Here is a 23,190-nt window from a genome sequence, read left to right as displayed (position 1 = left end):
GTGGTGGTGGGCGCGCAGATACCTATGCTGGAGAGCATGCAGTCAGTAGCGGTTTATTGTGGTTCAGCAACAGGAAACTCCCCGGCCTATACGCAGGCGGCACAGGAATTGGGTACGGAGCTGGCCCGACGCGGCCTCACCTTGGTTTACGGCGGCGGCAATATCGGCTTGATGCGCGAGGTTGCAGAGGCCTGCCTGGCCGCCGGCGGTACCGTCACCGGCGTGATGCCACAGTCCCTGGTGGATCTGGAGATCTCCCACCCCGGCCTGACCACCCTCGAAGTAGTCGGCTCCATGGCCGAGCGCAAGACCCGCATGGAGCAGCTTGCTGACGCCTATATTTGTCTCCCCGGTGGCGTCGGCACCCTCGAAGAGCTCACCGAGGTGCTCACCTTGCAGCAGCTGGGCCACCTCCGCGGCCCGGTAGGTCTAGTTAATACGGAGGATTTTTGGCGCCCGTTCCATGCCATGTACGCCGCCATGGCCGAGTCCGGCTTCATCTTGCCGCGCTTTGTCGATGCCTTGGTGATGGAAGAGAAACCGCAGGATATCCTGGATAAATTCAGCAGCTGGAGCTATCCCGGTACAAAGTGGGACAACGATTAGTTAACAAGTTCGCAACTTCGGCCCGCTTGGGTGGCCTATAGGCGATACTTAGGGATAGACTTCCTCGTTATGAGTTCTGAGCAGACCGCTAAGCGCCAGCCCTCTCTACTGGACGCTTCGTGCGATAACTTCGTTCACGACCTAGCCGAGCTTTCCCCCACCGATGCCACCGCGTGGGGCATTGACGGCTACGAGGGCGAATTGCAGGATTTCTCCCCCGAGTACTTTACCGCCATCGCAGACCGCACCCGCGAAATGGTGGCGGACTTGGATGCCTTGGATGACACCACCGATGAGTCCGATGATGAGGATGACTTTGATGACGTGGACTATGTCACCGCGGCCGTCCTGCGCGATCGCCTTTGCCTTGAACTAGATCTGCACCACCACAGCGAGGATGTGCGCTGCCTGAATAACATCGCCTCCCCGGTCCAGACCATCCGCGATACCCTGCTGCTTATGCCGCAGGACACGGACGAGGACCGCGATGCCATTCGCTCCCGCCTGTCCAAGGTGAAGACCTCCCTGGCCGGCTACCGCAGCTCCTTGGAGGAAGCGGCCTCCCACGGCATGGTGGCACCGCACCGCCAGCTCTCCGAGGTCATTGTGCAGTGCGAGCGGCTTGCCGACGCCGACTCGATGCTCGAGTCCCTCGGCCTCGACGCCGACTCCGCCGAGGTGCAGCAGGCCAAGGAGGCCTTTGGTGAGTTCTCCGATTGGCTCTCCAATGACCTGCAGCCCCAGGCGCCTAATAAGGACGCCGTGGGCCGCGAGCGCTACGAGCGTTTTTCCAAGCTCTTTGTGGGCGATGCCGTTAACCTCGATGAGGCCTATGAGTGGGGCCTGGATCAGGTGCGGAGCCTGCGCGCGGAGCAGGAAAAGATCGCCCACGAGCTCTACGGCTCCGATTGTTCGGTGCGCTCGGCGATGCGCAAGCTCAACCATGAGGACCGCTATACCCTGCGTGGCACCGATGCGCTGGTGGAGTGGATGCAGTCCACCGCCGATGGCGTCATTGCTGAACTCAACGGCAAGGAATTCGATATTCCGGAGGAAGTAGAAGAGATCGAGTGCTGCATCGATCCGGCCGGCACCGGCGGCATTTTCTACACCCCGCCGAGCGATGATTTCTCCCGCCCGGGCCGCATGTGGTGGTCCGTGCCGGAGGGCCAGGACACCTTCCATACTTGGCAGGAGCTGACCACCGTCCACCACGAGGGTGTGCCGGGCCACCACCTGCAGCTCGGATCCGCGCTGGTGCAAGAAGATCTCAACCTGTGGCGCCGCGCCGTGACGTGGAACTCCGGCCACGGCGAGGGCTGGGCGCTCTACGCCGAGCAGCTCATGGCCGAGCTGGGCTACATGGACGATCCGGGCTTCCGCATGGGCATGTTGGATGCCCAGCGCCTGCGCGCCGCCCGCGTGGTCGTGGACATCGGATTGCACCTGGGCAAGCAGCTGCCGGATTGCTCGACCTCCGGCGTGTGGGACAAGGCGCACGTGAAGACCTTCATGCGTGAGAACACCGCTATGGATGATGCGAACCTCAACTTCGAGGTCAACCGCTACCTGGGCTGGCCGGGCCAGGCGCCGTCCTATGCTTTGGGCCAGCGCCTGTGGCAGGAAACCCGCGCCGAGGCCGAAAAGCAGGGCATGAGCGCGCGCGAGTTCCATTCCGAGGCCCTCGCCCTAGGCTCCGTGCCGATGTCCGTCCTGCGCGAGGCCGTCTTGGACAACTAGCGGCGTAGCAGCCGCTGGGCCAGCCGCAGCAACTGCGGCAGGTAGCCCGCTACGACCAGGACCGCGATGAGTCGGGTGAGCTGGACTGCGATGACCGCGGGCCCGGCTCCGCCCTCGGCTGAGAGCGCGAGAACGGTCTCCAGCGCGCCGGGGCTGGTGGCCAGGTAGGCCTCGAAGTAGGTGATATGCAGCCACTTGGTTAGCGGCCAGGCGGTGGCCGCGCAGATGCCGATGATGGCCACGATGAAAAGCACTGTCGCGGGCAATTGCTTGGCAAAGGCCTTGAGTGCGGGCAGCGAAAGCCCGCCGCCACAGACCCAGCCAATGGACAAAAACGCCATCACCTTAAAGACGTAGAGCGGCTCGAGCGTGTGGCCCTCCGGCAGCACGAAAGAGACCAGCACCGTCAGCAGCAAGGGCCCGAGCACCGCGGCGGCGGGGAGGTGGAGAAACGAGCCTACCTTTTCGCCGATGAAGGCAATGGCGATCACTAGGGCAACTATCCACCAGGTGGTTTCGCCGTCAACCGAAAGATCCGCGCCCTCGCCGGCGGGCGTGTCTAATAAGGCGACCACGGCCGGTAGCGATACCGAAACCACCAATAGGCGCAGGTATTGAGTAAGGGCGACGTAGCGGAAGTCGGCACCGAGTTCGTCGGCAAGCGCGGGCATGATCGAAGCACCACCCGGCAGCATGGATAAAATGCCGGTTTCGGAGGAGACATCGTGGGGCTGCGCGCGGTGTAAGAGTTGGCCGCCGATAACTCCCACCATCAGTGTGACAAAGGAGATCGTCAGGGCAGCAGGCAGGAAGCCAAGCAATTGGCCCACCGGCACCACGGTCAGCGGGATGGCAGCCATCATGCCGATAAAACCACGCGACATGCTATAAAAACTGCGGTTCACGCGCAGATCTTCCCCAGTAAAAAGCGCCATGGCGCCGGAGGAGAGGATCGCTGCCAAGATCCAGGCCGCGGGTACGTGCCACATGCTAAACAGCCAACCCAATACGACCGATGCCGGAACGACAATGGCCCACCGTGCCACGGTATGGGCACTAAGCCCGGTGCCTTCCTGCTGTGCGGCCATGCGAGCCTCCTAGTTCTGCTGCGACAAAAGTATAGTGCCTCTTTCTGCTCCCCTACGGAGAGGGCGATAGGCGGGTTATCACCTTACATCGTTCAAGATTTATGATCGTGGGCATGGAAATCGATGTAGCGCAGTGGGTGATTCTTTTCTTCGGTACCGCGGCCGCGGGGTGGGTCGATGCGGTCATTGGCGGTGGCGGATTGATCCTGATTCCGATGCTGCTTGCGGTTCTGCCGGGCCTCGCGCCCGCGGCGGCCCTGGGTACCAGCAAGCTTGCCGCGGTGACCGGCACTGGTTCTGCGGCCGTAACGCTTGCGCGCAAGGTGAAGCTGGATAAAGCGGAAATGGCGCGCTTCCTCCTCATCGCGCTGGTGTGCTCAGGCCTAGGCGCGAGCGTGGCCTCGAGCCTCGATAAGGACGTCATGCGCCCCATCATCATCGTGCTCATGGTGGCCGTGGGCATCTTTGTTGCGTTCAAGCCAGATTTTGGCAGCAGCGATTCGGCCGGTACCCGTGGTGGTTGGCGGACCGTCGTGGTGCTGGTGCTCTCCGGCATCATTTCCTTTTATGATGGCATCTTCGGGCCGGGTACCGGCATGTTTTTGATCATGGCCTTCACCTCTATCTTTGCGCAGAACTTCTTGACCTCTGCGGCCATGGCCAAGGTGGTCAATACCGCTACCAACTTCGGTGCGCTCATCGTGTTCATTATTGGCGGGCACGTGTGGTGGACGCTCGGCATCGTGCTCGGCGTAGCCAATATCGCCGGCGCGCTCCTCGGTGCACGTACCGTACTCGGTGGCGGGGCCAAATTCATCCGCTACGCGCTACTTACCTTGGTCGTGGTCATGAGCTGCTACCTGGGCTGGCAGCAATGGGGCTAACTACATTCGATTTTTGGTGCGCGCGGTAGCAATCGCATTCCACGGGTCTTCCGGCCACGGGTGCTTGGGGTAGCGCCCGCGCATATCGGCGCGCACGCCGGCATAAGGGCCGGACCAGAAGCTGGCGAGATCATCGGTCACCGCGAGCGGGCGGCCGGCGGGGGAGAGCAGGTGGAATTGCACGCGGTGGCCGCAGTACTCGGGGGATTCGGCCAGACCGAAGCATTCCTGCAGCTTGATGTGGACCACGGGGCGATCGCCGGACCAGTCGATGGCGGCATCGCGGCCGGAGGGCACCGGGAGGCGCTCGGGGGCGAGCTCGTCCAGGTGGGTGGCTTCCGGCCAGGGAAGTAGGCGTTGCAGCGCGGGGTACATGTCAAGCTTGGCAGCGGGAGTGCCCTCGGCGATGCGGTGTAATTCGGGCCCGAGCCACTCGGCGGGATCCGCGGAATCGACATCGGGCCACGGCTCGCCAAAGTGGGAGTGCAGGTGGCGCAGGCGGTCCTTTAATCTTTGGGCCTTCTCGCTAAAGGAAAAGAGACCTAGGCCTTCTTCACGGATGCCGGCGGCAAGCGCCTCCTCGGCTGCGGGGCCCGTGACTTTAACCGGGGTCTCGGAAAGAGTGATGGCACCCGCGGCCTTGACCTTGACGCCGCGCACGCGGCCATCGCGCAGGAAGGCGCGGGTTTCCTCGGTGACGCCGATGGCCGCCAGGGCTGCCGATTCCTCGATGCGGGCGGCCGAGCGGATGATGGCATTGCCCGCATTAGATAGGGATACCTCCGCGATGGCAAGCCACGGCGCTCCGGCCAAGCCCGAGTTATCGAGCAGGCGGGCGCGGGTGCCGCTGGCCAGCAGGTAATCCTCGCCCATGCGCTTGGCCACCTGCTCGGGAAAGGCGGTGGCGACGACCTCTCCGGAATCGGCGGGGCCGAGATCCTCTACGAGACGTGCAAGCCGTTTGACCTCCCTTTGTGGTGGGCGGTGACGGGTGAGATTGGGGGTTAAGGGGGCGTCGCCAAGCGAGGCAATGATGGGCGCGGCCTGGCTGCCGTGCCGGAGCAAAGAAGCGCCGAGGCGCGGATCGGTGGGCAGGAGGGCGAGCTCTTGCGTGGCACCAATGCGCTTGAGGGTCGCCTGTGCGGCCGCGAGGGTCTGGGCCGGTGGCGGATCGAGCAATGGGAAGTCCGGGCCCGCGCCCCAGCAGTCCAAAAACAACGCGGCCTGGGTCAGATCCGCGGACAGGATCTCCGGGGTGGTATGCGGAGAAAAGTGCTGGTAATCATCCTGCGAGTAGCAGCGAATGACGGTGCCGGGCGCCTCACGGCCGGCACGACCAGCGCGTTGATCGGCACTCGATTTTGAGGTAGACACCGTCACCAACCCGGACATGCCACGCTGCGCATCGCGCCGGGGAACCCGGGAGAGCCCGGCATCTATCACCACGCGCACGCCCGGCACGGTAAGCGAGGACTCCGCGATGGAGGTAGCCACGACGATGCGTCGCTCATCGGTATATAGCGCGGCGTCTTGCTCCGCGGTGGTTTGTTTGCCATGCAGGGGGAAAACATTATGGCCTGCTAAGGCATCGCACACGAGGTTGACCTCGCGCACACCGGGCACAAAGACCAGCGTTGATTCCTGCTGGCGGGCTGCCTGCTTGGCGACGTCCCCATAAAACTCCCTCGTTCCCGCCGCCCTGCCCGGCATGGGGGCGTAGTGGATATCGAGCGGATGGGTGACTGCCTCGGTGACGTGGACGGGTGCGTCCATAAGCTGGGAAAAGCGCTGCGCATCCACGGTGGCGGACATGGCGATGACGCGGAAGTCCTCACGCAGCTCGGCCAGTTCCAGGCACATGCCCAGCACCAGATCCGTATCGAGCTGGCGCTCGTGGACCTCATCGATGGCAACGGCGGCCACTCCCTCGAGCTCCGGATCCTTCAGCAAGCGGCGCAGCAGCACGCCCGGCGTGACGAACTCGACCTCGCTGCCCTTGCGGGACTCGCCCCGGATGGCAAAGCCGACCTTGTCCGGAGTGCCGCTGAGCGTGCTTAAGCGCTGTGCGGCCGCCCGCACGGCCACACGCCGCGGTGCGGTGACAATAACTTTTCCGCGCCCTGCCGCGTGATTAGCCAGCGCCGGTGGCACGAGTGTGGTTTTACCCGTACCGGGCGGGGCCTGAATAACAACGTTTCCGGTGCTCGGCAGCGAATCGATGGTCTCGGCTACGGGCAGGCCCGCACCGATGCGAGCGAGATCAAACATTTACTTGGCGGCTCCAAAACCCTCGACGGGGCCGATGAGATCCTGGCGCTCCCAGGCCTCCTCATTGTCTTCTAGCTTGCGCACCACGCGGCCGGGTGATCCTAGGACCAGAGAATTATCCGGGATATCGGTGGTAATAAGCGTGCCCGCGCCGACGACGCAGTTCTTTCCAATCGTGATGCCCGGCAGCACGGTGACATTGGCACCGAACCAGGTGTTATCACCGATGGTGATGGGCTTGGCTATCTCCCACCCACCGGCGCGCATCTCATGATCGTTTACCGGATGTCCCACCGTAATCAGCGAGCAATTGGGTCCCACCATGACGCCATCACCCAGCGTCACCGTGGCCTGGGCCAAGATCGTAGCGCCAAAATTAATAAAGACGCGCTCACCGCACACCAGATTGCATCCATACTCCAGATTCAACGGCACGTGCAGGCCCGGCACCGCAGATTCTTCCGGCAGAATCTCGCGCAGGATGCCCTTCGCACGCTCCGGATCCGTATTTTGCAACTCATTGAGCTGTTTGACCAGCCGAAAGCCGCGCTGATGCTCCTCCTTCGCCTCCGGCATGCTCGGCAGGAACCACTGCCCACCGGTCATCCGCTCCCATGAGCCGTAGCGCTCCAAGTCCTGCCGCCTTTGTGCATCCATGGGTGTCATTGTAGAGGGCGAGGTGCCCGTGGTTTGTTTCGTTTAAGTAGGTGGCGAAATGAGGAGGATGCTCGAGAAGATTGAGCAGGCGGCAAAGAATCGCGGTGTCTGCTTGGTTGAGGGAACATCTAGGCAATCAACCTCGCAACGCAAGACGCATGCCACGCTGTCGCCCTGCAGCTGGGAATCTCGTGATACACAGCCAGGCAGTAGAAGCGGATAGTTAGCTGCGAAGGAATAATTGCTGCACACCTGTCTGAAGACTCGAAAGATTGAAGTGCCGGGAAACGCCTTATAACCAGGAATTTGGGAGACACCAGCAAACAGTTTCACACCGCGTCAGGTCTATAGCGCTGGGCATGATCCAGAACGCGAAGAAAGCATCTCGTTCATCGTTAAATACTGGCCTCGTTCTACCGTCGAATTCGTCACTGTGGCGGTGAAGCAAAGGTGTAGAGGCGGTTGCATCTTCTGCCACAGGTCCGAACTATCCAATGTCCGGGAAAACCCGCGACTTTTGTAACGCAACCTCTGAGGAACATAGTCGCGACATGCCCCTGATCTAGTCAGTGGCGAATGTGCACCACCAAGACCAGTCAGGTTCTGGAAGGCGAACATTGCGCATGCGCGAACCAGGAGACCATTAGTGTGCACCGACTTTTTCGCTGACGCTTCCTTCCGCAGGTGTATCTGCTTGGGAACTTTGGAGGCGTTCCATACCGAGATGTTGCCACTGCAGGGACACAATCAAGCCGGTATGTGCAGTAAGGAGCCCGCAGGTCCGTTTTCCATTCGGCTTGGAGGAACCTATACGTGAGTACAGTTTTGGGCGAACAGCGTGTTGCGCTTGGCAACGCCTCTTCTACCGGGATGGACGGCAACTGAAATGATGATACTCAGACCGGACGTCCACGAACCGTGTACAAGAATAAGGCCATTCATATTCAGACGTAGCGTGACGCTAGAGGGGTGGAAATGGCGACGTTCGAATAGATGGGTTTTAAAAGGCTTCAAACTCCACTAGCTCCTAAGTAACCGGTCACTGGCTGCAGTTACGTCAGGATTCTAGGGTCGCACCACAATCTCATTAGTATTAGGAATCAAGACAAATACCTAGGCTCACAACCTAGCGCAGGACGCCGGGCTTGGATCGGAACACGAACGAAGCAGATGAGAAACTTTCTGCGTGACATTTAAACCGGTATCTGTGACGAGGATGCCCATGGCATTCGAAGCGACGGCGAAACTTCGAGCCTAGGCGCTGTCAAGGCTCATCCTGAATACAGGAATTGGGCTCAGCGACGCCATCTGGGAATGTTTTGATCCCAGGTGGCGCACATGAGAGAAAAGTCGATGTAACCGCTGGTAACCACTTTCAAATCAGTAGCAACGGAATCCCCTACGGCGTAAAAGCACGGACGAGAAACTATCTGGAGAATCACCACTAGGTCTGAGCAACGCCGGCAACGTTGAAGTTTGAACAAGGCCCGAGGTGAGGATGAAACCGCACTGCAGTCCAATGAACAGCGCTTTTAGGGAAAGATTTGCTCGTTTGGAACGACCGGATTAGATACGGATTGCCAGAGCTGCATCACGTATACCTGTATCTCTTTCAAGACTTAAGTACTGCGGAACTCTTTCAATGCGTGTTGGGGCACGCCAGAAGGGGTACCGAATTCCTATTCGGATTTGTCCAGAGAGAATATGTAAGTGGCCGACAGTTACATGACAGGCTTTTGTAAGCGTTTATAAAGTTAGCGACAGGGAATCGCTCAGTCTGCATTTATGCTGAAAATCGACTTGGGTGAAGCTTGATAGACTGTGGTAATGTTCAACTTGCACTAATGGGCTGATCGGCAACATGATTTTGCCGCTGTGACCAGAAGCGGTGTGCTCAGCTGCGAAATCTGGCTGTGAGCAGCGAAGTTTCCTCCTGAGCAAAAAGTATTTTGACAATTTGAGAGGAATCATGAGTATTTCAAGAAGATTGCCCCGAAGGGGGTGGACGCTCTTAACTGCGATTCTCGCAGTAATTGCGGTTATCGCGGCCTTGCTCGCCGTGCCGGTGGAGAGGGCCAGCGCCGCAGAGCCTAGTGACTTTGAGCCCAACACTACGTTGGGTAACGAGTCCAAGAAGGAAGAAACCAACAAACAGCATTTCGCCGCGGACTATGCCTGGGGCATGCTCGTTTGGGCGGGAAAGCCGGCTGGGCCCGGATTTAACAACGGCGGAAATGAAAATAATGACGTCGGCTGGGGCTGGTGTCTTAGTCCAATTGCTACAACTCCGCTTAATACGACAGAAGCGTACAAAAAAAAGAACGCCACAAAACTCAAGTTTGACAAGACCTACTATGACGTGGTGATTAACCTCGCGCGGAAGTTGGAAGCTGCGGCTGCTCAGGGGGACGCCAAGGCGGCTGCTAACTATTACGTGTACCTTCTGATGTTCCTCAATACCCCCAGCGACTCAAAGTACTTGGCTCAGGAAACTATCAGAGGGAACAACCCGCTTGACAAGCAAGGGCAGGTAGCTTTTCCGGCTTTTAGTGGAGACCTTAAAGACTTTACAGCCGTAACTGGGTATCGTTTTGAAGGTTCCGTGGACAATCCAAGGTGGGATCCTCTGAAGTTTATTAGGGATACATCGGTCCAGATCGAGAAGCAGCCTGCGGATGCGTATATCACCGTTGTATATCCTGACAATAAACCCAATTCGGGTTCTCAACCTGTAATGCCGGTGGATCAACCGGGTCTGCCGGATGAAGACGGTGGCAGTGGTTCTAAACCGTCTGAGCTGACGCCGTCTATTAAGACTGAGGCTAAGTTTGCTGATGATTCCGCTCATGAGGTTGTTGCTGGTGCGACGGTTATTGATACCGTTAAGTACTCCAATTTGGAGGTTGGTAAGCAGTACACGTTGAAGGCTGAGTTGGTTGATAAGGCTGATGAGTCGCGTGTTCTGGGTACTGGTGAAGAGACCTTTAAGCCGGAGACGGCTTCGGGTTCTGTTGATGTTCGGATTACCGTTAAGGACGAGGTGAAGGAGCCGGTTAAGGCTGCTGTTGCGTTCGAGAAGTTGACTTCTGTTGAGGTTGATAAGGGCGGTAAGGACACTCCGGGTGCTTCGTCGGAGAATCCGAATGAGATTGCTGAGCACCGGGATATCAAGGATGAGGATCAGACTGTTTATACGGAGCCGTCTATTAAGACTGAGGCTAAGTTTGCTGATGATTCCGCTCATGAGGTTGTTGCTGGTGCGACGGTTATTGATACCGTTAAGTACTCCAATTTGGAGGTTGGTAAGCAGTACACGTTGAAGGCTGAGTTGGTTGATAAGGCTGATGAGTCGCGTGTTCTGGGTACTGGTGAAGAGACCTTTAAGCCGGAGAAGGCTTCGGGTTCTGTTGATGTTCGGATTACCGTTAAGGACGAGGTGAAGGAGCCGGTTAAGGCTGCTGTTGCGTTCGAGAAGTTGACTTCTGTTGAGGTTGATAAGGGCGGTAAGGACACTCCGGGTGCTTCGTCGGAGAATCCGAATGAGATTGCTGAGCACCGGGATATCAAGGATGAGGATCAGACTGTTTATACGGAGCCGTCTATTAAGACTGAGGCTAAGTTTGCTGATGATTCCGCTCATGAGGTTGTTGCTGGTGCGACGGTTATTGATACCGTTAAGTACTCCAATTTGGAGGTTGGTAAGCAGTACACGTTGAAGGCTGAGTTGGTTGATAAGGCTGATGAGTCGCGTGTTCTGGGTACTGGTGAAGAGACCTTTAAGCCGGAGACGGCTTCGGGTTCTGTTGATGTTCGGATTACCGTTAAGGACGAGGTGAAGGAGCCGGTTAAGGCTGCTGTTGCGTTCGAGAAGTTGACTTCTGTTGAGGTTGATAAGGGCGGTAAGGACACTCCGGGTGCTTCGTCGGAGAATCCGAATGAGATTGCTGAGCACCGGGATATCAAGGATGAGGATCAGACTGTTTATACGGAGCCGTCTATTAAGACTGAGGCTAAGTTTGCTGATGATTCCGCTCATGAGGTTGTTGCTGGTGCGACGGTTATTGATACCGTTAAGTACTCCAATTTGGAGGTTGGTAAGCAGTACACGTTGAAGGCTGAGTTGGTTGATAAGGCTGATGAGTCGCGTGTTCTGGGTACTGGTGAAGAGACCTTTAAGCCGGAGACGGCTTCGGGTTCTGTTGATGTTCGGATTACCGTTAAGGACGAGGTGAAGGAGCCGGTTAAGGCTGCTGTTGCGTTCGAGAAGTTGACTTCTGTTGAGGTTGATAAGGGCGGTAAGGACACTCCGGGTGCTTCGTCGGAGAATCCGAATGAGATTGCTGAGCACCGGGATATCAAGGATGAGGATCAGACTGTTTATACGGAGCCGTCTATTAAGACTGAGGCTAAGTTTGCTGATGATTCCGCTCATGAGGTTGTTGCTGGTGCGACGGTTATTGATACCGTTAAGTACTCCAATTTGGAGGTTGGTAAGCAGTACACGTTGAAGGCTGAGTTGGTTGATAAGGCTGATGAGTCGCGTGTTCTGGGTACTGGTGAAGAGACCTTTAAGCCGGAGACGGCTTCGGGTTCTGTTGATGTTCGGATTACCGTTAAGGACGAGGTGAAGGAGCCGGTTAAGGCTGCTGTTGCGTTCGAGAAGTTGACTTCTGTTGAGGTTGATAAGGGCGGTAAGGACACTCCGGGTGCTTCGTCGGAGAATCCGAATGAGATTGCTGAGCACCGGGATATCAAGGATGAGGATCAGACTGTTTATACGGAGCCGTCTATTAAGACTGAGGCTAAGTTTGCTGATGATTCCGCTCATGAGGTTGTTGCTGGTGCGACGGTTATTGATACCGTTAAGTACTCCAATTTGGAGGTTGGTAAGCAGTACACGTTGAAGGCTGAGTTGGTTGATAAGGCTGATGAGTCGCGTGTTCTGGGTACTGGTGAAGAGACCTTTAAGCCGGAGACGGCTTCGGGTTCTGTTGATGTTCGGATTACCGTTAAGGACGAGGTGAAGGAGCCGGTTAAGGCTGCTGTTGCGTTCGAGAAGTTGACTTCTGTTGAGGTTGATAAGGGCGGTAAGGACACTCCGGGTGCTTCGTCGGAGAATCCGAATGAGATTGCTGAGCACCGGGATATCAAGGATGAGGATCAGACTGTTTATACGGAGCCGTCTATTAAGACTGAGGCTAAGTTTGCTGATGATTCCGCTCATGAGGTTGTTGCTGGTGCGACGGTTATTGATACCGTTAAGTACTCCAATTTGGAGGTTGGTAAGCAGTACACGTTGAAGGCTGAGTTGGTTGATAAGGCTGATGAGTCGCGTGTTCTGGGTACTGGTGAAGAGACCTTTAAGCCGGAGACGGCTTCGGGTTCTGTTGATGTTCGGATTACCGTTAAGGACGAGGTGAAGGAGCCGGTTAAGGCTGCTGTTGCGTTCGAGAAGTTGACTTCTGTTGAGGTTGATAAGGGCGGTAAGGACACTCCGGGTGCTTCGTCGGAGAATCCGAATGAGATTGCTGAGCACCGGGATATCAAGGATGAGGATCAGACTGTTTATACGGAGCCGTCTATTAAGACTGAGGCTAAGTTTGCTGATGATTCCGCTCATGAGGTTGTTGCTGGTGCGACGGTTATTGATACCGTTAAGTACTCCAATTTGGAGGTTGGTAAGCAGTACACGTTGAAGGCTGAGTTGGTTGATAAGGCTGATGAGTCGCGTGTTCTGGGTACTGGTGAAGAGACCTTTAAGCCGGAGAAGGCTTCGGGTTCTGTTGATGTTCGGATTACCGTTAAGGACGAGGTGAAGGAGCCGGTTAAGGCTGCTGTTGCGTTCGAGAAGTTGACTTCTGTTGAGGTTGATAAGGGCGGTAAGGACACTCCGGGTGCTTCGTCGGAGAATCCGAATGAGATTGCTGAGCACCGGGATATCAAGGATGAGGATCAGACTGTTTATACGGAGCCGTCTATTAAGACTGAGGCTAAGTTTGCTGATGATTCCGCTCATGAGGTTGTTGCTGGTGCGACGGTTATTGATACCGTTAAGTACTCCAATTTGGAGGTTGGTAAGCAGTACACGTTGAAGGCTGAGTTGGTTGATAAGGCTGATGAGTCGCGTGTTCTGGGTACTGGTGAAGAGACCTTTAAGCCGGAGACGGCTTCGGGTTCTGTTGATGTTCGGATTACCGTTAAGGACGAGGTGAAGGAGCCGGTTAAGGCTGCTGTTGCGTTCGAGAAGTTGACTTCTGTTGAGGTTGATAAGGGCGGTAAGGACACTCCGGGTGCTTCGTCGGAGAATCCGAATGAGATTGCTGAGCACCGGGATATCAAGGATGAGGATCAGACTGTTTATACGGAGCCGTCTATTAAGACTGAGGCTAAGTTTGCTGATGATTCCGCTCATGAGGTTGTTGCTGGTGCGACGGTTATTGATACCGTTAAGTACTCCAATTTGGAGGTTGGTAAGCAGTACACGTTGAAGGCTGAGTTGGTTGATAAGGCTGATGAGTCGCGTGTTCTGGGTACTGGTGAAGAGACCTTTAAGCCGGAGAAGGCTTCGGGTTCTGTTGATGTTCGGATTACCGTTAAGGACGAGGTGAAGGAGCCGGTTAAGGCTGCTGTTGCGTTCGAGAAGTTGACTTCTGTTGAGGTTGATAAGGGCGGTAAGGACACTCCGGGTGCTTCGTCGGAGAATCCGAATGAGATTGCTGAGCACCGGGATATCAAGGATGAGGATCAGACTGTTTATACGGAGCCGTCTATTAAGACTGAGGCTAAGTTTGCTGATGATTCCGCTCATGAGGTTGTTGCTGGTGCGACGGTTATTGATACCGTTAAGTACTCCAATTTGGAGGTTGGTAAGCAGTACACGTTGAAGGCTGAGTTGGTTGATAAGGCTGATGAGTCGCGTGTTCTGGGTACTGGTGAAGAGACCTTTAAGCCGGAGAAGGCTTCGGGTTCTGTTGATGTTCGGATTACCGTTAAGGACGAGGTGAAGGAGCCGGTTAAGGCTGCTGTTGCGTTCGAGAAGTTGACTTCTGTTGAGGTTGATAAGGGCGGTAAGGACACTCCGGGTGCTTCGTCGGAGAATCCGAATGAGATTGCTGAGCACCGGGATATCAAGGATGAGGATCAGACTGTTTATACGGAGCCGTCTATTAAGACTGAGGCTAAGTTTGCTGATGATTCCGCTCATGAGGTTGTTGCTGGTGCGACGGTTATTGATACCGTTAAGTACTCCAATTTGGAGGTTGGTAAGCAGTACACGTTGAAGGCTGAGTTGGTTGATAAGGCTGATGAGTCGCGTGTTCTGGGTACTGGTGAAGAGACCTTTAAGCCGGAGACGGCTTCGGGTTCTGTTGATGTTCGGATTACCGTTAAGGACGAGGTGAAGGAGCCGGTTAAGGCTGCTGTTGCGTTCGAGAAGTTGACTTCTGTTGAGGTTGATAAGGGCGGTAAGGACACTCCGGGTGCTTCGTCGGAGAATCCGAATGAGATTGCTGAGCACCGGGATATCAAGGATGAGGATCAGACTGTTTATACGGAGCCGTCTATTAAGACTGAGGCTAAGTTTGCTGATGATTCCGCTCATGAGGTTGTTGCTGGTGCGACGGTTATTGATACCGTTAAGTACTCCAATTTGGAGGTTGGTAAGCAGTACACGTTGAAGGCTGAGTTGGTTGATAAGGCTGATGAGTCGCGTGTTCTGGGTACTGGTGAAGAGACCTTTAAGCCGGAGACGGCTTCGGGTTCTGTTGATGTTCGGATTACCGTTAAGGACGAGGTGAAGGAGCCGGTTAAGGCTGCTGTTGCGTTCGAGAAGTTGACTTCTGTTGAGGTTGATAAGGGCGGTAAGGACACTCCGGGTGCTTCGTCGGAGAATCCGAATGAGATTGCTGAGCACCGGGATATCAAGGATGAGGATCAGACTGTTTATACGGAGCCGTCTATTAAGACTGAGGCTAAGTTTGCTGATGATTCCGCTCATGAGGTTGTTGCTGGTGCGACGGTTATTGATACCGTTAAGTACTCCAATTTGGAGGTTGGTAAGCAGTACACGTTGAAGGCTGAGTTGGTTGATAAGGCTGATGAGTCGCGTGTTCTGGGTACTGGTGAAGAGACCTTTAAGCCGGAGAAGGCTTCGGGTTCTGTTGATGTTCGGATTACCGTTAAGGACGAGGTGAAGGAGCCGGTTAAGGCTGCTGTTGCGTTCGAGAAGTTGACTTCTGTTGAGGTTGATAAGGGCGGTAAGGACACTCCGGGTGCTTCGTCGGAGAATCCGAATGAGATTGCTGAGCACCGGGATATCAAGGATGAGGATCAGACTGTTTATACGGAGCCGTCTATTAAGACTGAGGCTAAGTTTGCTGATGATTCCGCTCATGAGGTTGTTGCTGGTGCGACGGTTATTGATACCGTTAAGTACTCCAATTTGGAGGTTGGTAAGCAGTACACGTTGAAGGCTGAGTTGGTTGATAAGGCTGATGAGTCGCGTGTTCTGGGTACTGGTGAAGAGACCTTTAAGCCGGAGAAGGCTTCGGGTTCTGTTGATGTTCGGATTACCGTTAAGGACGAGGTGAAGGAGCCGGTTAAGGCTGCTGTTGCGTTCGAGAAGTTGACTTCTGTTGAGGTTGATAAGGGCGGTAAGGACACTCCGGGTGCTTCGTCGGAGAATCCGAATGAGATTGCTGAGCACCGGGATATCAAGGATGAGGATCAGACTGTTTATACGGAGCCGTCTATTAAGACTGAGGCTAAGTTTGCTGATGATTCCGCTCATGAGGTTGTTGCTGGTGCGACGGTTATTGATACCGTTAAGTACTCCAATTTGGAGGTTGGTAAGCAGTACACGTTGAAGGCTGAGTTGGTTGATAAGGCTGATGAGTCGCGTGTTCTGGGTACTGGTGAAGAGACCTTTAAGCCGGAGAAGGCTTCGGGTTCTGTTGATGTTCGGATTACCGTTAAGGACGAGGTGAAGGAGCCGGTTAAGGCTGCTGTTGCGTTCGAGAAGTTGACTTCTGTTGAGGTTGATAAGGGCGGTAAGGACACTCCGGGTGCTTCGTCGGAGAATCCGAATGAGATTGCTGAGCACCGGGATATCAACGATGAGGATCAGACGGTGCCGAAGAAGGACGAGGGAACCCCTCCCACTGAGCCGACTGAGCCGACTAACCCGACTGAGCCGACTAACCCGACTGAGCCGACCAACCCGACTGAGCCGACTAACCCGACTGAGCCGACCAACCCGACTGAGCCGACTAACCCGACTGAGCCGACCAACCCGACTGAGCCGACCAACCCGACTGAGCCGACCAACCCGACTGAGCCGACCAACCCGACTGAGCCGACCAACCCGACTGAGCCGACTAACCCGACTGAGCCGACTAACCCGACTGAGCCGACTAACCCGACTGAGCCGACTAACCCGACTGAGCCGACTAACCCGACTGAGCCGACTAACCCGACTGAGCCGACTAACCCGACTGAGCCGACTAACCCGACTGAGCCGACTAACCCGACTGAGCCGACTAACCCGACTGAGCCGACCAACCCGACTGAGCCGACCAACCCGACTGAGCCGACCAACCCGACTGAGCCGACGCCTAGCGAGCACAAGCCGGGTGAGCCGTGGATTACCACCAATGCTGACTTCGCGAACGGTTCCCACGAGGTTGTTGCTGGTGCCAAGATTGTTGATGAGGTCACCTATGAGGGTCTGGTTCCGGATAAGGAATACACCCTTAAGGCTGAGCTCATTTCCAAGAAGGACGGCAAGACTGTTCTGGGTACTGGTGAAGCTACCTTCACCCCGAAGAAGTCCAAGGGCATGAAGCCTGTCACCATCACCGTGAACGATGATGTGACCGAGCCTGTCGAGGCTGCGGTTGCCTTCGAAGAGCTCACCTCCACTGAGGTCAACGATAAGGGTGAGGAGACTCCGGGTACTACTTCGGAGAAGCCGAACCACATCGCTGACCACAAGGACATCAACGACAAGGATCAGACCGTTACCTCTCACAAGAAGGGCGGCAAGACCCCATGGTGGCTCATCCTGATTCCGGGCATCGGCCTGGGCAAGATCATCAAGGACCACTTCGATGAGGTCGGCAACCAAGAGGGCAATCACAACGGTGGCCATGGTGGCAACGACCACCAGCCAGGCAACCAGGATGCTCCTGAGGGCGGTAACTCTGGCCATGGCAACGGCAACGGCGATGCTCCGGGTCAAGCACCTGAAGAGGTCGGCAATGCGCTGCCATCCGACGCCCAGCGTGTCGATATTAAGTCCGTACCATCCGGCGCAACTGAGCTTGAGCCGGGCATGCAGAGCTACATTAAGTAGCCTGTATCGCTAACGCGACTTAATCACTGCGAATCCCCTCCAGCGTGTAACTGCACACGCTGGAGGGGATTTCTATATAACTAGGGCCCGCCGGATACATGAGAGATGCAGCTGCCTCACCCCGAGGAGGTTTCGCTCAGTGTCCACGACTTGAGGGTAACCTCACCGTTTTGAAGGAAAAGTTCTGAATCGATTTATTGGGGTGCTGGGGTTAGGGTGAGGTCATGCTTTTTGATTCGCTACCGCGGCCGAGTGTCCGTGTGGCTCCGGGGGTGGGGCATGTGCCGGGATGGGTGGGCGTCGATAAGCAGAAGGCCTTGGTGGAGGAAATGCGCGGCATTGCGCGCGAGTATGCGGCTACGCCGATGGCGATGGTGCGCCCGCGGCTGAAATCCGGTGGGCAGATGAGCGTATTTCAACTGCATCTGGGCAGGTATTGGCATTATCCCAGCTATCGCTACGTGGACAATATGGACGGCACGCGGGTTCCGCCGGTGCCGGAGAGTCTGCGGCGGATTGCGCCGGGGGCACTGTGCGCCGCGGCCGAGGTAGCACCCGAGCTGGAGCCGTGGGTGGAGACTTTTGTGCCGGAGATGGCACTCGTGAATTACTATCCGCCGGGATCGGCGATGGGCATGCACGTGGATGATTCCGAGGAATCGCCCGCCCCGGTGATTTCGTTGTCCATTGGGGATGAGGCCCTTTTCCGTATGGGGCACACCGAGGCGCGCACGCGGCCGTGGGACGATATCACGCTATGTAGTGGTGATTTGGTGGTCTTTGGCGGGCCAAAGCGCTTTGCGTACCACGGGGTGGTGCGCGTAAACGATGGCACGTTGCCGCAGGGGTGCGGGCTGACGGAGGGACGTATCAACATCACTATCAGACAAGTTTCGGCACGGGCGGTAGGCTAGAGGTGTTACATAAAGCTTGAAGGAAAGAAGGTTCTCTCATGTCTCGCATTGGCATCATCATTGGCAGCACCCGCGATAAAGCCGCCGGTAAGGAAGTGGGCGAGTGGCTCTATGACCTGGCCCAGGGCCGTAAGGATGGCGTGGAGTACACCCTGCTGGACCTCAAGGAATTCGATATTCCGGTCTTGACCACCGAAGTTGTACCGGCCGCTGCTAATAAGCAGTACGCGGATGAGAAGGTTCAGGCATGGTCCGATGCGGTTGATGCCTGCGATGGCTTCATCTTTGTTACCCCGGAGTACAACCGCTCCGTGCCGGGCCCGTTCAAGAATGCTTTCGACTGCTTGGCCGCAGAGTGGGCCGGCAAGCCGGTGGCGTTTGCAGGCTATGGCCCATCCGGTGCGGTCCGCGCCATCGAGGCATGGCGCCCTATCGTGGTGAACTTCTCCATGCCGCAGTTGCGCAACCAGGTCGAGTTCTACCTCGCCAGTGACTGGGCAGAGGGCGAATTCCACCCGGTCGATTTCAAGGTGGAGCGCACCACTTCCTTGCTGGCCGAGTTGGAAGACGCCGTTTTCGCATAATCAGTGCCTGGTGGCCGCATACAAAAAGCCAGCCCCCGCGCTCTTTCCGAGCAGCGGGGGCGGAATGCTAGGTGGTCGGCTTAATTACTGCAGGCCGAACTGATCCCAAGCGGCAGGGGAGAGGTTCTGGTACACGTGCTTGTGCTCCTGGTACTCGGCCAGGCCGGTGGGGCCAAGCTCGCGGCCGTTGCCGGATTGCTTGTAGCCGCCCCACTCTGCCTGCGGCAGGTACGGGTGGAAGTCGTTGATCCAGATGGTGCCGTGGCGCAGGGCGCGGGCAACACGCTCGGCGCGGCCGGCGTCGGAAGTGTAGACGGCGCCAGCCAGGCCGTACTCGGTGTCGTTGGCGATTTCGATGGCTTCTTCCTCGGTGGTGAAGGTCTCGATGGTCACGGTCGGGCCGAAGGCCTCGTCGTGGACGCAGTCCATCTCGCGGGTAGCGCCATCGATGATGGTCGGCAGGTAGTAGACGCCGGCGCCCAGGTCGGTGGTGCCGGTGCCGTGCTGGCCGTTGGTGTCCTCGCTGGTGGCGGCGCGGCCACCGGTGAGGATCTTGGCGCCCTGCTCGCGCGCCTTGTCCACGTAGGCGGCGACCTTCTCGCGGTGCTCGGCGGAGATGAGCGGGCCGGTCTCGGCCTTGTCATCGGTCGGGCCGCCGATCTTGATCTTATTGGCGCGCTCTACCAGGGCGTCGACGAACTTATCGTGCAGGGACTCTTCCACGACGATGCGGGAGCCTGCGGAGCAGACCTGGCCGGAGTGGAAGAAGGCGCCATTGAGGGCGTTGTCCACGGCGACGTCGAAGTCTGCATCGGCGAAGATGACGTTCGGGTTCTTGCCGCCGAGCTCGAGTGCGGTGCGCTTGACGGTCTCGGCTGCGTTCTTGGCGATGATCTTGCCGGTGACCAGGCCGCCGGTGAAGGAGACCATGTCTACATCCGGGTGCTGGGACAGCGGGTTGCCGCAGTTAGCGCCGGCGCCGGTGATGAGGTTGCCCACGCCGTCCGGCAGACCGCATTCCTTGAGGGCGGCCATGAGCAGCATGGCGGTGTGCGGGGTGAGCTCCGCCTGCTTGAGGACGAAGGTATTGCCGGCGGCCAGGGCCGGGCCCACCTTCCAAGAGACCTGCAGCAGCGGGTAGTTCCACGGGGTAATCAGGCCGCAGACGCCAACAGGCTCGGCGTCGATGCGCGAGCGCAGGTTGGGATCCTGCGGATCTACTACGCGGCCGGCCTGGTGCTGGGCCAGGGTGCCGAAGAACTCGAAGGCATTGGCGATGTCATCCATATCGCCCAGGGATTCCTCGTAACGCTTGCCGGTATCAGCGGACTCGGCCTGTGCGAAAAGTTCCTTGTGCTCGCGGATGAAATCGGCCACGCGGATGACGATCTTGCCGCGCTCGGCGGCCGGGGTATTAGCCCACTCGCCATTGTCGAAGGTTTCACGTGCAACCTTGATGGCGCGCTCGGTGTCCTCGTCGGATGCCTCGGACACCAGGCCCACGGTGGAGCCATCGGCCGGGCAGATGATGGTGCGGGTCTCGCCGCTCTGGGCGGCTTCCCACTTACCGTTGATGAACAGGGACTTCGGGGCGCCGTCGGCATGCACGCCCTTCAGCAAATCGGTCTGGGTGGGGTCGAACAGAGTGTTCTGGGTGCTCAAGTGAAAAGCAACCTTTCTCTCATAGAGGTAGTTGTACTGGCCAGCTTAGCTATCTTCGCGCCAGGTGCGCTCGGGCTCGGCGCCATCGGAGACATCGGACTCACCCGGTTGGGTCTGCTGCATGTGCAGGAAGGCCAGGTGGCGCTCGTAGAGGTCCAGCACGTTATTGATGATTTGGTTCTCGGAGTAACCGTAGACGTCATAGCCCAAGGAGCCGGTCATGTCATAGACCTCGAGGCGATAGTAATCATCGCCCTCGCCCTTGACGAAGTCGGGGCGTTCGGCCGCAACCGGGAAGAGTTGGTAGCGGAACATGCGCTCATTGTGGAGCTTTACTTCGAGGTCGAGCTGCGGAAGTTCGACGTCGGGAAGCTCACTGGTGAGCAAGAGGGCATCGTAGCCGCGGCTGCGCATGTGCGTTGCCACCTGCTGCAGGGCGTAGGTAGCGGTCTCGCGCAGGTAGGTATCCATCTCCTGCTTGGAGGGGAAGGTATTGGCGCGGTCGAGGCGGTTCTTCCAGAGGTCACCATTGGCCGGTTCGCGCTCGGTGCGGGAAGAAATCATGCCATGCATAGCGGTGGTGCGGGCCTCGCGCTGGATATTTTCCAGGCGCAGGGACTTCCACAGCGAGAACATGATGAGGTAAACCACGAACGCGAAGGGCAGGCCCATCACGACGGTCGCGGACTGCACGGTGGCAATGCCATCGATCTGCAGCAGGGCCAGGGTCAGTGCACCTACGGTTACGGACCAGAAGATGCGCAGCCAGCGGGAACCGTCCTGGCGGTTATCGGTAATGCGGGAGGTGAAGTTGGACATCACCAACGCGCCGGAGTCGGCCGAGGTGATGTAGAGCAGCAGGCCGATGAAGGTGGTCAAGAAGATGACGATGCCGGAGCCTGGGAACTCGTGCAGCATGTCGTAGAAGCCCTGCTCAGGGACGTTGATCGCATTTTCGGCGAACTCGGGGTAGTCACCGGAGCGGACCATGTCCAAGGCGGTGTTACCGAAGAAGGACATCCACATCAGGATGAACAGGAACGGGAAGGTCAGGGTGCCGAAGATGAACTGGCGCAGGGTGCGACCGCGGGAGATGCGGGCCAGGAAGAGACCAACGAAGGTCGCCCAAGCAATCCACCAGGCCCAGAAGAAGAGGGTCCAGGACTGCATCCAGGTATCGGCGGCTGCCTGGTCCTCGGCGAAGGCAAAGGTCTCCATGGTCCACGATGGGAACTTCGAGACATAGTCGCCGATATTGGTCACGATGGCATCGAAGAGGTACGCGGTTTTGCCAAAGACCACGACGTAGACCATCAACGCGATGGCCAGGTAGACGTTGAGCTCGGAGAGGAAGCGAATGCCCTTATCCACGCCGGATACGGCCGAGAGGGTCGCAATAGTAATGGCGATGATGATGAGCGCGGTCTGCAGACCGAAGCCCTGCTCAAAGCCGAAGATGAGGTGAATGCCGTAGGACAGCTGCACCACGCCGATACCCAGGGAGGCGGTCACACCGAAGACGGTGCCCAGCATGGCGGCGATGTCGACAGCGGAGCCAATAGGGCCGTGCACGCGCTTGCCGATGAGCGGGTAGAGCGCGGAGCGAATAGCCAGCGGCATATTCAGGCGGTAGGCAAAGTAGCCGAAGGCCATACCCATCAGGGCGTAGAGGGCCCAGCCGGTCAGGCCATAGTGGAACATGGCGTAGACCACGGCTTCCTTGGCCGCTTGCATGGTCTCGCCCTCGCCAACGGGCGGCGCCATGTACATGGTGACCGGCTCGGCGACGGCGAAAAACATAAGATCCACGCCAATGCCGGCGGCAAAGAGCATGGACACCCAGGAGAAAGTATTGAATTTGGGCCGCGAGTGGTCCGGGCCTAGGCGGATATTGCCGGTATTGGAGATGGCAATATAAAGGACGAAAACCACGGCGATGGTGGCGGTGAGAACATAGAACCAGCCGAGGTTGGTACCAATCCAGCCGGTGACATTGGCCAGGGTCTCCGCCGCTGATTCACGGCCAAAGCCGGCGTAGAGCACCATGGCGATGATCAACACGCCAGAGATAATAAATACCGGCCAGTTGGTTTTGGGTGCGGGGACCTCGGCCGCGCCTACATCATCGCCGGTTTCTGCCTTATAGCTGCCGACGAGGGCGCGGACTTGGTAGCGCGGGCTGCGCTTTTTGGTATCCCCAGAGGGGGTTGCGAGAGAGGTGTCTTTACCCCCTTCTTGGGGGATTTTACGTGAAGTGTGGGGCTCCTCAGGGTCGTGAGGATCGAAGTCTGCCATCTACTTCTCCTAGTGTTGGTTGGTTTGGGCCGAATCTTTCGCACGAGTGCCCCAAAGGTCTCACAAGATCGCAGGGAGAGATAGGTGAGTGAAATGAATCATATGTGGGTAATTTATGCGAAAAGACTTCGGATTTCATCT

Annotated in this window: 11 protein-coding genes; 6 read left to right on the top strand and 5 right to left on the bottom strand. The window is 57.4% G+C overall.

Translation table 11 applies throughout. From position 1 onward, the window contains the following. The first annotated feature begins 36 nt into the window (after positions 1-36). Together ACKFRY_RS02305 and ACKFRY_RS02300 are read left to right on the top strand one after the other, a co-directional pair. Positions 37-606: a TIGR00730 family Rossman fold protein gene (locus ACKFRY_RS02305; protein WP_408923114.1), complete on the top strand. Its 570-nt coding sequence runs from the start codon at positions 37-39 to the stop codon at positions 604-606. A 69-nt stretch (positions 607-675) separates the two neighbouring features. Continuing rightward, positions 676-2,346, top strand: a complete 1,671-nt coding sequence (locus ACKFRY_RS02300; protein WP_408923113.1) for a DUF885 domain-containing protein — start codon at positions 676-678, stop codon at positions 2,344-2,346. Here ACKFRY_RS02300 and ACKFRY_RS02295 read toward each other — a convergent pair. Beyond that, on the bottom strand, positions 2,343-3,434 hold the full coding sequence (locus ACKFRY_RS02295; RefSeq protein WP_408923112.1) for an AbrB family transcriptional regulator: 1,092 nt from the start codon (positions 3,432-3,434) through the stop codon (positions 2,343-2,345). The two genes, ACKFRY_RS02300 and ACKFRY_RS02295, sit on opposite strands and share 4 nt — an antisense overlap. Before the next feature lie 113 nt (positions 3,435-3,547). Here ACKFRY_RS02295 and ACKFRY_RS02290 point away from each other — a divergent pair, with 113 nt between their 5' ends. Next, a complete protein-coding gene (locus ACKFRY_RS02290; RefSeq protein WP_408923111.1) occupies positions 3,548-4,318 on the top strand; it encodes a TSUP family transporter in 771 nt (256 codons plus the stop codon). On the opposite strand, the gene ACKFRY_RS02285 is transcribed toward ACKFRY_RS02290, so the two are convergent. Both ACKFRY_RS02285 and ACKFRY_RS02280 read right to left on the bottom strand, forming a co-directional pair. Continuing rightward, positions 4,319-6,586, bottom strand: a complete 2,268-nt coding sequence (locus tag ACKFRY_RS02285) for an ATP-dependent RNA helicase (RefSeq protein ID WP_408923110.1) — start codon at positions 6,584-6,586, stop codon at positions 4,319-4,321. Further along, complete coding sequence (locus ACKFRY_RS02280) at positions 6,587-7,252, bottom strand: sugar O-acetyltransferase (RefSeq protein ID WP_408923109.1); 666 nt, start codon at positions 7,250-7,252, stop codon at positions 6,587-6,589. It lies immediately after the preceding gene. 2,725 nt (positions 7,253-9,977) lie between these two features. Here ACKFRY_RS02280 and ACKFRY_RS02275 point away from each other — a divergent pair. The 3 genes from ACKFRY_RS02275 (at position 9,978) to ACKFRY_RS02265 (ending at position 19,092) form a co-directional block, all read left to right on the top strand. After that, positions 9,978-17,594: a VaFE repeat-containing surface-anchored protein gene (locus ACKFRY_RS02275; protein ID WP_408923108.1), complete on the top strand. Its 7,617-nt coding sequence runs from the start codon at positions 9,978-9,980 to the stop codon at positions 17,592-17,594. Between the two features lie 224 nt (positions 17,595-17,818). Next, on the top strand, positions 17,819-18,508 hold the full coding sequence (locus ACKFRY_RS02270; protein WP_408923107.1) for an alpha-ketoglutarate-dependent dioxygenase AlkB: 690 nt from the start codon (positions 17,819-17,821) through the stop codon (positions 18,506-18,508). A 38-nt stretch (positions 18,509-18,546) separates the two neighbouring features. Continuing rightward, positions 18,547-19,092, top strand: coding sequence for an NADPH-dependent FMN reductase (locus ACKFRY_RS02265; RefSeq protein WP_408923106.1), 546 nt, complete (start codon positions 18,547-18,549; stop codon positions 19,090-19,092). A gap of 84 nt (positions 19,093-19,176) precedes the next feature. On the opposite strand, the gene ACKFRY_RS02260 is transcribed toward ACKFRY_RS02265, so the two are convergent. Together ACKFRY_RS02260 and betT are read right to left on the bottom strand one after the other, a co-directional pair. Then, entirely contained in the window at positions 19,177-20,754 is a 1,578-nt protein-coding gene (locus ACKFRY_RS02260; RefSeq protein WP_408923105.1) for an aldehyde dehydrogenase family protein, read from the bottom strand. Positions 20,755-20,799: 45 nt separating this feature from the next. Then, on the bottom strand, positions 20,800-23,049 hold the full coding sequence (gene betT, locus ACKFRY_RS02255) for a choline BCCT transporter BetT (RefSeq protein WP_408923104.1): 2,250 nt from the start codon (positions 23,047-23,049) through the stop codon (positions 20,800-20,802). Between the last annotated feature and the right edge of the window lie 141 nt (positions 23,050-23,190).

The sequence above is a fragment of the Corynebacterium tuberculostearicum genome, assembly GCF_046097255.1.
In the GTDB taxonomy this organism is placed as follows: Bacteria; Actinomycetota; Actinomycetes; order Mycobacteriales; family Mycobacteriaceae; genus Corynebacterium; species Corynebacterium tuberculostearicum_J.
Note: the sequence above shows the minus strand (reverse complement) of the source record. Positions and strands in the feature narration are given on the sequence as shown.